This is a genomic window from Ketobacter alkanivorans (assembly GCF_002863865.1).
Lineage (GTDB): Bacteria > Pseudomonadota > Gammaproteobacteria > Pseudomonadales > Ketobacteraceae > Ketobacter > Ketobacter alkanivorans.
In genome coordinates, this window is sequence record NZ_CP022684.1 from 1,843,590 (window position 1) to 1,858,215 (window position 14,626).

Sequence of the window (14,626 nt, forward strand, 5' to 3'; positions counted from 1 at the left end):
ATCTACAACGAGAGTCTAGCGTCAATTTCGGTTCAATCCCCGAAAATTGACGCTGCTTTTTCTTTATATTACTGCCATGACACGGCCGCAAATATCAACGCTTCACCTTGTAGCCAGATTCTTTCAACACCCAGGCCTTATCTGTCACCCCTTCCTCACGCAACTTGAATTTCTGCACTTTATTCGTAGGGGTGTAGGGCAGTGCCTCTACGAATTCCATGTACTGCGGCACAAAATAGTAGGGCGCATTATCATTGATATACTCCGCCATTTGCTCGTAGGTGATGTTCGCATCCGGTTTTAGCACCACGTTAAGCTTCAATAGCGACTCTCCTTTCACATCTTCTGATGGAATGCCAAAAGCAGCCACATCCTTCACCATAGGGTGCCTACGCAATACCATTTCCACTTCCATTGTGGATATATTTCGCCCAGCATAACGCAATGCATCTTTCTTGCGATCCACAAACCAATAAGCACCGCTCTCAGGGTCTCGCTTGCCCATGTCGCCGGTGTGATACCAACCATCTTTGAACGCTTCCGCGGTTGCATCAGCATCATCAAAATATCCGTTAAAGATTAAGTTTGGCTGCAGGCACTTCATACAGATTTCACCCACCTCACCATCCTTCACAGGGTTGCCATCATCACCCAACAGTACAACCTCAGTATCATCCAATGGTAATCCCAAGGAACTGAAGGGTACTTTGCCCATGCAATTCACTGGCGTGAATATCAACATGGCTTCACTCTGACCTAACCCCATGGGCAGCAACTCAACATCAAAGCGTTCCGAGAACGGTTTTAACAGCTGCTCTGGCATGGGCACCATCTGGGCAATGCGCAATGGGTTATCTCTGTCGTTGTCGCTAGGTGGCGCATTCCATAAAAAGTGGTGCATTGCGCCAAGTGTAAATGTCTGGGTAGCACCAAAGTGACGGATGCGATCCCAAAAGGTCGTTACCGAAAAGCGTTTTTCAAGCACCACCGGCAGGCCTTCATACAAAGCTCTAATCACTGCCGTTATCCAGGCACCGGAGTTATATAACGGCAATACGTTATAGATGACATCCCCATCGCGGGAATTAAAATAAATGGAAGCGGCCTGCGCGATAGGGCGTACCCAACAGTTGTGGCTCTGCAGTACACCTTTGGATTTGCCAGTAGTGCCCGAAGTCCACAGCACTGCACAGGTATCGCCATAATCCATGTCATCATAGTTAGGTGTAATCGGTTCATGATCTTCCAGCGCGGCAAAGCTGATAGCACCGGGCAGGGTAATCTGCTCATCGGGGCCCAACACCACCAGCTTTTCACCGTGGAGAGAATCCTGAACTGCTTGCACGCGATCCTGCATGCTGACTTCCGTTACCAACACCTTGGCACGGCTGCGTTCGATGGTTTCGCTGAGCCAGGAGCCTTTATAATCAGCATTGATTGGCACCCAAATGGCACCCAGTTTGTTAGTGGCCATGGCCAACAGTACAGTCTCAATACCGCTGTCCAGATAGAAACAAACCCGATCACCGCGTTCCACCCCCAGCAGGCGCAAGCCCGCCGCTATGCGATTAGATTCCTCATCCACCTGCGCAAAGGTGAGCCTACGCTCATCCGTGATCAGGTATTCCGCATTACCCGCTTGCTCAGCCTGCATGGCCAGCATCTTCGGCAGGATACGATTGCGATTATCGGTCAAATCGAGCTTATTCACGGGCACCTCACGGTATTGGTATGCGTTGTTGTTATGAGTCATTCACAGCCATGATTCCCTATGACTGCCAATTATGCAATTATTTTTGCAATATAGTAGCATAATGGTAAACTGGCGCAACCGCCAAGGGCTCTGCCTCTGCTTGGCTGAGGCCCTCCACAACAATAACGAAGGCTAGATCAATGGCAAGTGAAACCACTGCAACCCAACTGCACCAGCTACCGGGCACCGGCGTAGAACCGGCCCTGATTGCCGAGGAAAACAGCCTCCAGTGGCACAGTGCCTTCGATGTATTGGTGGTAGGCCTGGGTGCCGCCGGAGTCAGCGCCGCCATTGAGGCCGCAGACCGGGGCGCCAGCGTTGCCTTTATTGACCGTTTTGAAGGTGGCGGCACTACCGCCCGCAGCGGCAGCGTGATGTATGCCGGTGGCGGCACAGCCCTGCAAAAGAAACTCGGCGTAGAAGACACGCCAGACAATATGTTCAACTGTTTGCGCCACGAAGTTAAAGATGCCGTCAGTGAAGCAACCCTGCGCAAGTTTTGCGAAGACAGCCCAAGCAATTATGACTTCGTTACAGATAATGGCACCCGCTACAGCGGCAAGCTGTTTCCCAACAAAACCAGTTATCCCGTACACGGTCACAGCCTTTATTATTCCGGCAATGAGCTAATCTATACCGATGATGCCAAACCGGCACCCCGCGGCCACTTGGCCGATGGCATCAAGCGCTTTACCGCTTTCGGCCCCGCCTTCATCGCACCACTGATCAAAAGCGCGATCAAGAAGGGCGTCACCCCCATTCGCAAAGCCCGCGTAACACGGCTCATCCAAAACAGCGAGGGCACTATCATTGGCGTAGAAGCCATGCAGGTGCCGGGCGGCTGGACAGGCTTCAAGCATAAGATACTCTCTACCCTCGCCTCCTACGCGCAAATCTATTTTGCGCCTGCTGCCAAGGGCTACCGTAAAAAACTGTTCGCCATAGAACGGCACTGCGCCAAACCGATTCACTTGCGTGCCAAGGGTGGCGTCATCCTCTCCGCCGGAGGTTTCATTCTCAATAAAGAGATGACCGAAAAGTATCTGCCTAATTTTCAGCGCGCTTTGAAGTTGGGCACAACCGGTGATACTGGCTCTGGCATCGCTCTGGGAGTCAGCGCAGGGGGCGTTGCTGAGCGCCTGGGTACCGCCACTGCCTGGCGCTTTATCAATCCTCCTGCCGACTGGCCTAAGGCAGCCTTGGTCAATCTCAAAGGCCAGCGCTATGTGAATGAGGCCATGTACGGTGCCGTTATTGGCACCAGGATGATGGCTGAAAACAACGGCGAGTGCATCCTGATTATGGATAAACCTCTATTCGATGCCAGCATCGCCAATCTCAATCTTAAAACCTCCCGTTTTGTCACCTGGCTCCAGGCCAAAGGTGCTGTACGCATGGCAAAATCAGCCGAAACCCTGGAGGCTCTGGCACAGCGCATGAAGATCGAGCCAGCCGCTCTCAGGGCCACTATTGATGACTATAATGCGGCAGCGCGCGGTGATCAGAATGATCCGTTTGGCAAAAAGCCTGCCGACATGAGAGAAATAAAGCAAGGGCCGTTCTACGCCATTAACATGTCCGCAGGCAAAGGCGATATAACCTCCGTGATCTCGTTAGGTGGCCTGAAAGTATGCGAGGAAACCGGCTGTGTGGTGGATCAAAATGGTGCCCATATTAGAGGCCTGTTCGCCGCCGGTCGCAGCGCCATCGGCGTCGCTTCTAACGCGTATGTCAGTGGGCTCTCTATCGCTGACGGCGTATTTTCTGGTCGGCGCGCCGGAGCCAATGCCGCCCGCCTTGCCCAAGGGCGAGACATCCTCACGGTTACGCCTAAAACAACCCAACAATCGCAACCTGCTTGAGCCCATCACCAGGATGAGCCAACACGCCATGAAAACAGCCTTTGTTACCGGTGCAGCAAGCGGCATCGGCGAAGGACTTGTAAACAAATTACAGCAAGAGGGCTGGCGCGTTTTCGCGGGCTACCGTAGCACCGATCCGACCCTGTCCAGCTGGTATGGAAAAGAGAACATCTATCCATTGCAATGTGATGTCACCGACCCACAACATATCAACCATGCCAGAGACGTAATCGCCAGAGAAAACCACGAGCAACTTGACCTGCTGATCAACAACGCCGCTTACGCAGGGAACTCTGGCGTCATCGAGGCAGCTGATCTGGATGATTACCGCAAAACATTCGAGGCAAATTTCTGGGCACCACTGCAAATGTGCAAGACGTTGATGCCTCTGCTGCGCAACGCCCAGGGACGCATCATCAACACTACCTCGGCCTCGGTTTACCTGACTATTCCCATGGGATCTTCTTACCCTGTTTCAAAATCGGCGCTGAAATCCCTTACCCTGCATTTGAGAATGGAAATGGCTCCGTTTGGAGTGGAAGTCACCTCACTGGAGCCCGGTGGCGTGGAAACCCCCATGACAGAGCTGGGCCCGGATGTGAGTGACAAACAATGGCACTCCATACCCGAGCCCTTGCGCAGTGAATATCGACAATATTTTTTAGACGGTGCCAGCGCTGTTGCAGATAATTTTAAACTCTACTCGCCGCAACATTTCGCCGATCAGGTATACCAAAAAGTCATTACGGCCCCTACATTGAAAACCAGCTACCTGATCGGTCCGGGCGTAGCACCGCTACCCTGGCTGCACAGGCTGTTACCAAGGCAACACGTTCAAAACATCTGGCGTAAAATGTTCAGTGCAAAGCGCTGACAAACTGCAAAACCAGCATCGGCCTGCCCTGATCATTATTCAACCAAGCATTCTCTGACATCTGACTGAATATAATTGTCCCCCAGTATTCCTTTGTGACAGTATAAGTTAGCAAAACACGTGGACGTATAAAGCTCTCACTCATCACATCAACAAGGAATCGGACACTATGTGCGGAGAAAATGACGGATTTCAAGCGGTATGGCCCAGCGACTGGAAAGCGATCAATCACGGCCATCTGGAAACCATTAAAGGGAACTGGCGACAGTGCAGAGCAACCGATCGTTCTGCGGATTCCACGCTGAAATACAACCTGCATCAGTTCAATCGCCACACCGGAGGGGAGTATGTATGTATCGCAGCCGGGGGCAGTGGCACTGCTTTAAGCGGCACGCGCTATCTTTACCGTTTCAAACGCAACAACACCGGTGGTTTCGACCTATGCGCGGCTGCACGTTGTTCTGGCCATGACTATGACAACCCTTTCGATATCGGATTCCCCGCTAACACTTACCGCGTAGCTGCCCATATCCCTGCCCCCGTACCTGCGGCGGTGGCACCGGCACCCGCGCCAGTTGAGCCTGCTCCTGCTCCTGCTGTTCAAGGCCCAGCCCAACGCACATGGGCGGACATCGTAAAACGCCGCTAACACTCCCGAGCATCCACCAGTGGGGGGGCAACATCGGCCAACGAACATAGACATCGGGCAAAATCGGCTGCTTGCTATCCATGCATTACTGAAAATTGTGATACAAGTTAACGCATACCCAAGGAGAATGCCCCCATGTTGAATTTCGATTTCTATAACCCTACCCGAATCTGCTTTGGCGAAGGCCGTATCAAGGATCTGGACAAACTGGTGCCAGCGAACGCACGGCCATTGATTCTCTACGGTGGCAGCAGCGCTGAACGCACCGGAACACTTGCCGAAGTGAAAGCTGGTCTGGGTGATCGAGATGCGCTCCAATTTGGTGGTATTGAACCCAACCCCACCTTTGAAACCCTAAGCAAGGCGGTAGAAGTGGTGCGCAACGAGGGCGTGGATTTTCTGCTGGCGGTAGGCGGCGGATCTGTCATCGACGGCACCAAATTCGTTGCGGCAGCCGCCTGCTACGACAGCGATCCCTGGGAAATACTCACCACCAACGGCGCCAAGATCAAGAGCGCCCTGCCATTTGGTACAGTACTGACACTGCCCGCCACCGGTTCAGAGATGAACAATGGTGGAGTGGTCACCCGACAGTCAATCCATGCGAAATTGCCTTTCCGCAGTAAGCTGCTGTTCCCGCAGTTTTCCGTGCTGGACCCAACCAAAAGCTACACCTTGCCGGAACGCCAGGTAGCCAATGGCGTCGTTGATGCATTCGTGCATATCGTTGAACAATACCTTACGTACCCTGTCAACGCCCGCGTACAGGATCGCTTTGCCGAAGGCCTGCTGCAAACCCTGATTGAAATCGGCCCCGACGCCCTGAAAAAGCCAGACGACTACGATGTAAGGGCCAACCTGATGTGGGTTGCGTCACTTGCCCTCAATGGACTGATCGGCGCAGGTGTACCTCAGGATTGGGCCACCCATATGATTGGGCACGAGATCACAGCCCTTTACGGTTTAGACCATGCACAAACCCTGGCCATCGTGCTGCCTGCAGTATTGGAGCACCAACGCGAAGCCAAGGGTAAAAAGCTGCTGCAATATGGCTCCCGGGTCTGGGGCATTAATGATGGCACTGAGGAACAACGCATCAGCGCTGCCATCAGCAAAACCCGTGAATTTTTTGAATCATTGGGTGTACGGACACGCCTGGGCGATTACCAATTACAGCACGATACCATCGCGCCATTAATCGCACAACTCGAAGCGCACGGCATGAAAAAACTGGGGGAGCATCGCGACATTACCCCAGAGGCGAGCCAACAGATTTTGGAAGCTTGCTTATAGCGACCAATACAATCCTACTAAAGTTGATCGGTTTTCATGGATAGCCGCGCTATGATGCACATACCTGAGTTGCAACTCACACACGCACCCATGCAAGGATCAACTTATGTGCCCACGCTCGTCAGGAAGAGTCAGCAAACCACCCGCCAAATTTGGTGCCACTGACCCAGACACGGCAAAACAAGGATTCGACGACTTCGACGCGCCCGTCTCTGATGAAGGGGGGGATGGAAGCCAAAGCACCAGCGTAAGACTGCGCTTGGTTGGTGGAGACAAAACCGTGGATATAGCCGGTACAACCGGCTCCGGCTGTGGGCACGCAGAAATGCACGCACTGCATCAAGCCCTCACCACACATCGCGCATTATTCGAATCCGCGTCCAGCAGGACTCTGACCTGCACCGAAAAGCCCTGCTGCTTTCAATGCTCAGTAATATTAGGGTTACTGGACATCGACGCAGGCGAAGCTACTAACAAAAGCAAAAAACCCATGGGCTCGACCGAATGGGGGGCCAGCGCAGAAGTAAAAGCCTATGTCACCGAGCAAACGGGCGTCCCATTCGAACAGATTGCAGCGGTGCGCGGTTACCCGTCCTGATCGCCCAGTCAGGTTACGGCATGGTTTTGGGTTCCATTTTCATTCACAATACAGGCAACCCATAAAGGCCGGAGCCATATGAAATGGATATCATGCAACACATCATCTACCCAGCAATTGATGACATTAACGAAACATTACCCGCTGATAGGAAAATAAGAAAATCCGCTGATTATTGCCTGATGGGCAAAGACGTGTTGTTGGACTCAATACAGGTCGTATCTTTTATTGTGGCGATTGAAGAAGTGATTCTTGATGTGACAGGCAATGATATCTCGCTGATAAACGAAGAGGTCATGTCAAGAGCGAGCAATCCCCTGACAAGCCTCAGTCATCTTGCAAACTATGTAGCAGAATGCTTAGAAAACCTCGAACAAGAAGTGGGCTGAAACATTACACCTGTTTTAAAAGCAGCTCCTCTAGTTCATCACACAGCTTGATTAGGCTCTCCTGACTAACCCGTTGGCTATTTGCACCTATGGTAATTTCTGTAGTCTGAGGATTACTGCAAATGGCGACAAATACAGCCGATGTCATGGGGGCGATAGGCACACCGAACATGGTCTTCGCTGTAAATTGTTCGGTAGAGTAATCCGCCAGGCTTGTGGCGGCCACCGAGGAAAGCGTGGCACTGTAATGGTATTGTTGTGTGCGCAGATATTGGTAGGTAACGTACTTTGCTAACACTTCAAGCACAAAAAAAGGAATCCAGCGTGCCAACACCCTTACCCACCTTGGTTGAACTTTAGGAATATCTCGACGTTCTGACAATTGGCGATTCAGCTTCTTAACCAGGCTACGCACAGAATCCTGCTCATCAACATCCAGCAACATAACACCAATCAGGTTGCCTGCTGCGTTCGAGCCAGGTTGGTGCCTTCGTAAATCCACAGGCATTCGAAAGCGTACCAATCCAGAACCGTACTTTCGGGCAATTTCGGCGAGCGCCAGCATGGTCTTCGGCATGATCACCAAACTGCTGCTTGGTAGAGTGATGCGTCTCCAGATGAGAGAGGGGCGGCTGATTTCGCCAGCATGACCCAAATCACCTAAAGGTGACAAGGCAGGCTCAAGCTTCATCGCTACTGGCGAGTTCCGTTTTTGTTGAATGAACACCTCATCGCTGTCGGTAAAACAACATTCATCAGGCGTTTCATTACGCAAAGCTCTGAAGACATTTCGTATAAACTCGTTCGACGCGACACCATCCATGACCGCATGATGAATTCGGAACACCAGAAAGGTTTTTTGCGAAATGACCTGTATGACTTCCACGACAGGGCCTTCAAACAGATCCAGCGGGCCGTCAAGGAACGGCAGCCCATCAGAAGCATAACCATCCCACGGATAGTGAATTGTTTTCAGTCTCGGTAGTGGACCATCCCCCCGCCAATGCTTAAAGCCCCAGTGGTTGCGTATCACCATGCGACAGACTGGCGTTGTTTTGGCGACTTTCTCTATAGCCGACTGCAAGGTCGTTTCACTGAGAACCCCGCTCCCTTCGATCACACACTGATTGACAACTTGTTGCTTATGGCGGTGTCGGCTACCACCAAGCGCGTAGCTCAAATCCGGCAACGAAATAGGGCGCGTAAAACAAGTATTAACGACGCTCACATCTGCCACAATAATCCTGTCCAGGCAATGCCGCCTGCAACAGCCATTGAGCCGAGTAAATCCCCTGTTGCGCTCTCACCTGCTGCTTGTTTTTCTTCAATATATTGCACTATCGCAGCAAGCGGGCTCACGCATCCGATACAGCCATGCTCAGCGAGCAAGTTAAGTGCAGCGTCGGCTGTCGTATCGAACGACGCGGCCACTTTCAGCACCTGTGGTCGGGTCAATGCGTAAGGTAAAATGACTGACATGTCTGCGCATGCAGCAGGGAATGCATCCTTGAGCTTCAGCGACGTTTGTTCCCACACATTGGCAAGACACGCCCGGTAAGTATCGTCGGGTGCCTGAAACAAATAGTCTTCGGCTTTGAAATCTGGAGTTGGTGGTAAACGCCCAGTGACGGTGAATGGTTTTCCTTGCCATGGGGCGCTGCCCAACACACCGCCCACCAGCCCTTGCTGATGGGCGTTTTCATCGGACACAAAAACCATGGCAGATGCGCCATCACCAAACAACATCCCATTAGCTGAATCCTCCTTCGACACGAACAGGGAAGACGCCTCAGCAGCTATAATCAACGAAGCCTTACAGCCGTGGGAATGGTACATCGCGGCGGTGATCATGCTGTCGAGGCCTCCGGCGCCACCCGCACGAATATCAATGGCCACCGCATTGGTATTAAGGTGTCGGGCGACTTTGCCCGCAAGCGTACTGGAAATTTGAAACGGGGTGCAGGTGGCAACAAAGATGCAGTCCAAATCCTGAGGCTTAATACCAGCCCGATGCAACGCTTTTTCTGCCGCCACGATAGCAAGATCAAGGACAGTAAATGAACTCCCGCGCAACCAGCTTCTGGAACGCAGTCCAAATTCCTGTTGGGGGCGATCCTCATCCCATTGTCGCTGAGCCAGGTGCTCACGCCAGTCCGCCCCATAGAAAAACTCATAAATCTGAGCATTATTAAGTCTGGCACTTGGGCCAAGCAAATCCTCAGGCCAGCCATTGCCTGCGCCAGCAATTCGAACTCCGGTAATTGAATTCACGATCATTGCAGGGCACCTTGTCTGTTAACGAGTTGATCTCGCAGAATAGTCTTTTGCACTTTGCCCGCTGGTGTGCGCGGTAATGCGGGGACATACTTAATCCTTACCGGACATTTGTATGCAGCAAGATGCTGTTGCCCATGCAATTTCAATTGCTGGCTGAGCGTTCTTTGGCTGCCTGCTTCGAGCTCTCGCTGCCCTTCAACTGTCAGTATGATAACGGCAACCACTTCTTCACCCAGCATCGCATTGGGTACCCCTATTACTGCTACATCAGCAATCCAAGGGTGTCGGCGCATTGCGTCTTCAACCTCGGCAGGATAAACATTGGATCCACTCACAATGATCATATCCTTAAGGCGATCCACTACATAGATGTATCCGTCCTCATCGACTCGCCCCAAGTCCCCGGTTTTCAACCAGCCCGACACTATGGTCTCTTGCGTAGCCTCTACATTGTTCCAATAGCCTTCGCACACATTGTCACCGCGTATCACGATTTCACCTACTTCATCGGGTGAAACCGGCTTGCCCTGATCGTTGACAACGCTCACTTCACAACACAGCATCTCACGCCCGGCTGATCGGATTCGCTTGTGCAGCGCGGAGGCAGCCCCATGACAATGATCTTCCGGGCGCAGGCTTAATGCGAGGCCAGCTGTTTCGGTAAGACCATAGCCTTGCAGAAAGCCGCAGCCGAACACCTCCATGGCGCGATTGATGACGGTTTCCGGCATGCTTGATGCACCGTACACCATAAATTCCAGCGCAGAAAAATCACGGCTATCGATATCCGGTGCCATCATTATTTGCTGGATCATCGCAGGCACCAATAAGGTATGAGTGATGCGCTTCGTAATTAACGTATCCAGTGCCAGCCCTGCATCAAAGCGTGGCAAGAGATAAAGTGTTGAGCCACTGGCCAGAGCACACATACATATCAGCATGCCACCAACGTGAAACAACGGCGTTGCCTGCATTAAACGGCTACTGGCAGGCTTTAGTGGCATTTCGTGCAACCAGGCCTGAACAACGGAGACAATATTCAGATGGGACAGCAGCACACCCTTTGGTGTACCGGTGGTGCCGCTGGTGTACAACTGCACCACCACAGAGCGAACAGGCTGAGTATACTCCTGGTGACTCTCATTCGTTGAGGGATCATAATCACGCACTCTGCTATGGCCGCTCAGCGATGACCAGCCTTGCATGTGATCCTCATCTGCGGCGCCCAACACAAAACATTGCAGCCCCTTCAACACCTCGCTGCAATCCTGCTGCAACCGCGCAATATAATCAGTGCCAGCCATAACTGCGACGGCACCGCAATCCTTTAAAATCCACTCGATTTCAGCGCCCTGCAAATAGGCATTTACAGGCACTAACACCAACCCGAGCCTGGCGCAGGCAAAAAACATCACTGCATAGTCGACACTATTGTGCCCCAGTACAACGACACGACTGCCAGAGAGAAGCTCCCTGGATCGAAAACCCTCACAACAGTGATCAACGCGCTCTGCCAACTGCTGATACGTCAACTGCTCACGCCCATCGTCAATGGCTATGGTGGTTGGATACAGCTTGGCGCTACGGCGCAGAATATCGTGAATCAACATGGTTGCATCCTTTTTTAGTTATCATCCGTTTTATTCTCAAGTGTCACGACAGGCTTTCTGGGCAGAATCAGCCCAAGCCCGGCGCCACCGGCCAAGGGAAGCGTGATACCGCGCAGAAAGCCAGCATCCGGTGATAGCAAATACTTCACAGCAGCCGCTACTTCCTCCGGCGTTCCCATACGTCCTGCCGGGGTACGTGCGCACAAGGCATCTCTTGCTTTCGTAGTCATAGCCTCGCGGGTGCGTTCCGTATCAATCAGGCCCAATTCGATTAGGTGAGCATTAACACCGGTGAAGGCGTTTTCTGCAACGACACTTTTTACCAGGCCTTCCAACCCCGATTTTGCGGCAGCGTAGGCTGTCTGATTGGCTGCCCCCAGTGCGGCCGCTTTTGACCCGAGGAATAACAACATCCCATAGTTGCGCCGCTTCATATTCGGCAACAGCGCTGCGGATAAACGCAAAGCGGAAATCAAGTTGGTATTGATCACAGTCAGAATGTCTTCATCAGCACACTGTTCCAGAGGCCCGTAAGGTGCAAATGCCGCAGCCGTATGCACCAATATATCCACCTCCAGAGAGCCTGCTTTTAAGGAGGCAATCCAGTCGCCATCATTAACGTCTGCAGGTATCGCAACCGCATCGCCGCCTGCAGTTTCTATTTCATCCTGCAGTGTGTACAACCGGCTTGCTGTGCGCCCTACCAGATAAACACGGGCACCGAGCGATGCAAGCTCCTTGGCCACCGCCATTCCAATGCCACGACCGGCACCGGTTACCAGGGCAGTACGCCCAGCCAAAAATGCGGTAGAATTCAAAACTGATGCACCACTGCGCCGTAGGTATTACCAGCACCACATGACGCCAACAACACCCTGTCGCCCGGTTTTATTATTCCCTCTGCCATTGCCTCTGCAAGTGCAATGGGCAGTGACGCCCCAGACGAATTTCCATGCCGATACACCACATTCACTGTTCGCTGCCGAGGAAAGTCTAAGGCCTCGATGATGTAATCGATTAGATGGGCATTACCCTGGTGCGGCACGAATACATCGATGTCATCCAGGGACAATCCCGATTTGGTTAACGCGATATCCACCGCTTCTTTTACATGCCCGACAAAAAGAGGAAAAATTTGCGGAAGCGTATCTACTTTCAGATAATGCTCACCTTGCGCCACCGTTTCAGCTGACGTTGGGTTTATAGCACCACCAGCAGGAATCCAAGCCCCCAAAGAAGGCAAGGTTCCATCTGTACCGGTAAACATACCCAAAAAACCGCCTGATTCCACAGGTTCCAGCAACGCACCGGCAGCACCATCTGCAAACAAAACCACGCTGCGGTGATCCTGCTTATTGATGAAACGACTGCGTGTATCAGCAGCCAACACCAGAACACGCTCATCCCCATTTCGGATAGCAGCAACTCCCGCCTCAAGCGCAAACAAAAATCCCGAACATGCCGCTGATATATCGAATGCAGAACAGCGGGTGTGCAGCTTTTGCGCAATAACGGCCGCCGTCGCAGGTGACGGATAATCCCCGGAACAGGTTGCCAGAATAATCCGATCCAATTGGTTCGGCTGCAGGTTTCTACGGGCCAGAATATCCTTCGCCACCTGCACCGCCATATCCGAGGTGGTTTTATCCTCCTCAAGCCAATGGCGTTGCTTGATCCCTGTGCGGGATTCTATCCAGGCTTCATCCACATCCAGCCCAAAGGTCTCAATAACCGTTTTATTATCGAGAACCTGACTAGGGAGATAAATTCCCATATCCTTAATGGCTACATTGACCATGCTGCTACGCATACTTTCGACATCCAAGGTACATTTACACCGGGTTTATAGAAAAGATTGGAAAGTAAGAGTCGACCTTTCCCTGCTCATAGGCAACTGCCAGGTCCGGTATATTTTCCCAAGGAGTAATATCATCACTCAGCTCGGGCATCCAACCACGCTCTTCGGCAAACGCCATGGCTTCAGGCCCCTCTGAGTAACGGGCATAATGCGTATGCACATGAATGTGGCGGTTGACGCATGCAGATGCACGCAGATGGCGAGATTCCATTCCTTTTTTCCAGCCCGCAGTGGTGATGACTCCCTGTCGCCCCAATGCCTGCAGTGTTGCGCGAAATACCGGCGAGCCGATGTAGTCAACAAATATCGAAACGCCGTCTTCTCCAGCAAACTCTCTTACATAATTTAGAAAGGTTTTCTCGGCCTCAAGATAGCGCTGACGATAATCCGCATCCGATTGATAACACCGCTGATCGTAGTTCAAATCAGCGAATTGATTGAAATCAATCCCCTGTATGCCCATACGATCGAGCCTATCCAGCTGGCTTTTCCTGGAAGTAATCATCACCGTTGAACAACCTTGCAAGCGTGCCAAATCCAGCTCGGCAAGAGTGGTTCCACCGCCCCAGCCCCACACCGACGGGACAGGGTTGTCACTTTCATCCATTTGCAAACGGTAGGCGCCTATGGCCACCTTCCAGTTGCTCCACGCTGTTATGTAGCGCAACGAAAACGCGGCCCACTGCGCATAGGAATATTGTGTATTTTGCGGCAAAGGCAGCACGGACTTGAAGTGCATTTTGAATTTTTTAGCCAGCGTGCCGATGGTGTTCGGTGCATCGTAAGCAAAGGCCAGCGGCATGTAACCCCATTTATCGAAATGGGTCGCATACAGCATGCATACGTCACCCTCTTTCAACCCAGGGACGGAATTCCCCACCTGCAGGATTCTCACTACACCCGAATTACCCAACACGACTTTTTCTTCGTTACGCTGAATGGCAACATCCACTGGCGAACGCTGTATGGCATGACCCATATTGCCTTCCCAGCACCCAAACAAAGGCTCCACCAGGATTTCTTCATCGGTTAATGCAGGAATTGATATGGTTTCGCAGACTAGTTGGCCTGGCTCAGGCCGCAACCGATTTTTTCCGGCATAGAGTACCCACGCCTCGGTAGTGATTGGAGTCATTCCCTGTCCCCTACTGTGTAGTTCAAAAAATATAAATTATTGTTGTTATTTTAATCGGGCGAATGATGATTTTGTTCCGGGAAAACCATCATTCGCTTATAGATAAAAAAATTTATTTTTAATTATTCAATGATTCTACGTGGAATATCGCCAAGTGCAAAGCCAATCAAATGATTGAATATGTAAACGCGAATTTCCTGCCGCTAAAAGTACATATGACAACAATTCGGTTAATGCAGGCACCCGAGCCATTCCATTTTAAGATGCGTATTAATAAAACCTAGAACGCCGACTGGCATTGCATTCTTCATTTATAACGCAATTAAGC

At 51.8% G+C, this 14,626-nt stretch carries 13 protein-coding genes; 6 read left to right on the forward strand and 7 right to left on the reverse strand.

The window, feature by feature from the left end:
• Positions 1-94: 94 nt before the first annotated feature.
• Positions 95-1,753 carry an AMP-binding protein gene (locus Kalk_RS07945; protein WP_101893686.1) on the reverse strand — a complete coding sequence of 553 codons (1,659 nt, stop codon included), beginning with the start codon at positions 1,751-1,753 and terminating at the stop codon, positions 95-97.
• 140 nt (positions 1,754-1,893) lie between these two features.
• Here Kalk_RS07945 and Kalk_RS07950 point away from each other — a divergent pair, with 140 nt between their 5' ends.
• From Kalk_RS07950 to Kalk_RS07975, 6 genes are all read left to right on the forward strand, one after another.
• The gene (locus Kalk_RS07950; RefSeq protein ID WP_101893687.1) at positions 1,894-3,615 is read left to right on the forward strand and encodes an FAD-binding protein; all 1,722 of its coding nucleotides are present in this window, start codon (positions 1,894-1,896) and stop codon (positions 3,613-3,615) included.
• Positions 3,616-3,643: 28 nt separating this feature from the next.
• A complete protein-coding gene (locus tag Kalk_RS07955) occupies positions 3,644-4,489 on the forward strand; it encodes an SDR family NAD(P)-dependent oxidoreductase (RefSeq protein ID WP_158643372.1) in 846 nt (281 codons plus the stop codon).
• A 169-nt stretch (positions 4,490-4,658) separates the two neighbouring features.
• Positions 4,659-5,138, forward strand: a complete 480-nt coding sequence (locus Kalk_RS07960; protein WP_101893689.1) for a hypothetical protein — start codon at positions 4,659-4,661, stop codon at positions 5,136-5,138.
• A 135-nt stretch (positions 5,139-5,273) separates the two neighbouring features.
• The gene (locus tag Kalk_RS07965; RefSeq protein WP_101893690.1) at positions 5,274-6,431 is read left to right on the forward strand and encodes an iron-containing alcohol dehydrogenase; all 1,158 of its coding nucleotides are present in this window, start codon (positions 5,274-5,276) and stop codon (positions 6,429-6,431) included.
• Between the two features lie 106 nt (positions 6,432-6,537).
• Complete coding sequence (locus Kalk_RS07970; RefSeq protein ID WP_101893691.1) at positions 6,538-7,029, forward strand: hypothetical protein; 492 nt, start codon at positions 6,538-6,540, stop codon at positions 7,027-7,029.
• 83 nt (positions 7,030-7,112) lie between these two features.
• Positions 7,113-7,418: a hypothetical protein gene (locus Kalk_RS07975; RefSeq protein ID WP_101893692.1), complete on the forward strand. Its 306-nt coding sequence runs from the start codon at positions 7,113-7,115 to the stop codon at positions 7,416-7,418.
• Positions 7,419-7,422: 4 nt separating this feature from the next.
• On the opposite strand, the gene Kalk_RS07980 is transcribed toward Kalk_RS07975, so the two are convergent.
• The 6 genes from Kalk_RS07980 to Kalk_RS08005 are packed head-to-tail and all read right to left on the reverse strand — an operon-like array spanning position 7,423 to position 14,298.
• The gene (locus Kalk_RS07980) at positions 7,423-8,655 is read right to left on the reverse strand and encodes a hypothetical protein (RefSeq protein WP_158643373.1); all 1,233 of its coding nucleotides are present in this window, start codon (positions 8,653-8,655) and stop codon (positions 7,423-7,425) included.
• Entirely contained in the window at positions 8,643-9,695 is a 1,053-nt protein-coding gene (locus Kalk_RS07985; RefSeq protein WP_101893694.1) for a hypothetical protein, read from the reverse strand. Before Kalk_RS07985 ends, Kalk_RS07980 begins: the two co-directional genes overlap by 13 nt.
• Positions 9,692-11,305 carry a class I adenylate-forming enzyme family protein gene (locus tag Kalk_RS07990; RefSeq protein WP_101893695.1) on the reverse strand — a complete coding sequence of 538 codons (1,614 nt, stop codon included), beginning with the start codon at positions 11,303-11,305 and terminating at the stop codon, positions 9,692-9,694. Before Kalk_RS07990 ends, Kalk_RS07985 begins: the two co-directional genes overlap by 4 nt.
• Positions 11,306-11,319: 14 nt before the next feature.
• On the reverse strand, positions 11,320-12,123 hold the full coding sequence (locus Kalk_RS07995) for an SDR family NAD(P)-dependent oxidoreductase (protein WP_101893696.1): 804 nt from the start codon (positions 12,121-12,123) through the stop codon (positions 11,320-11,322).
• Entirely contained in the window at positions 12,120-13,115 is a 996-nt protein-coding gene (locus Kalk_RS08000) for a 3-oxoacyl-ACP synthase III family protein (protein WP_101893697.1), read from the reverse strand. Before Kalk_RS08000 ends, Kalk_RS07995 begins: the two co-directional genes overlap by 4 nt.
• A gap of 22 nt (positions 13,116-13,137) precedes the next feature.
• Positions 13,138-14,298, reverse strand: coding sequence for an MDR/zinc-dependent alcohol dehydrogenase-like family protein (locus Kalk_RS08005; protein WP_101893698.1), 1,161 nt, complete (start codon positions 14,296-14,298; stop codon positions 13,138-13,140).
• Positions 14,299-14,626 lie beyond the last annotated feature (328 nt).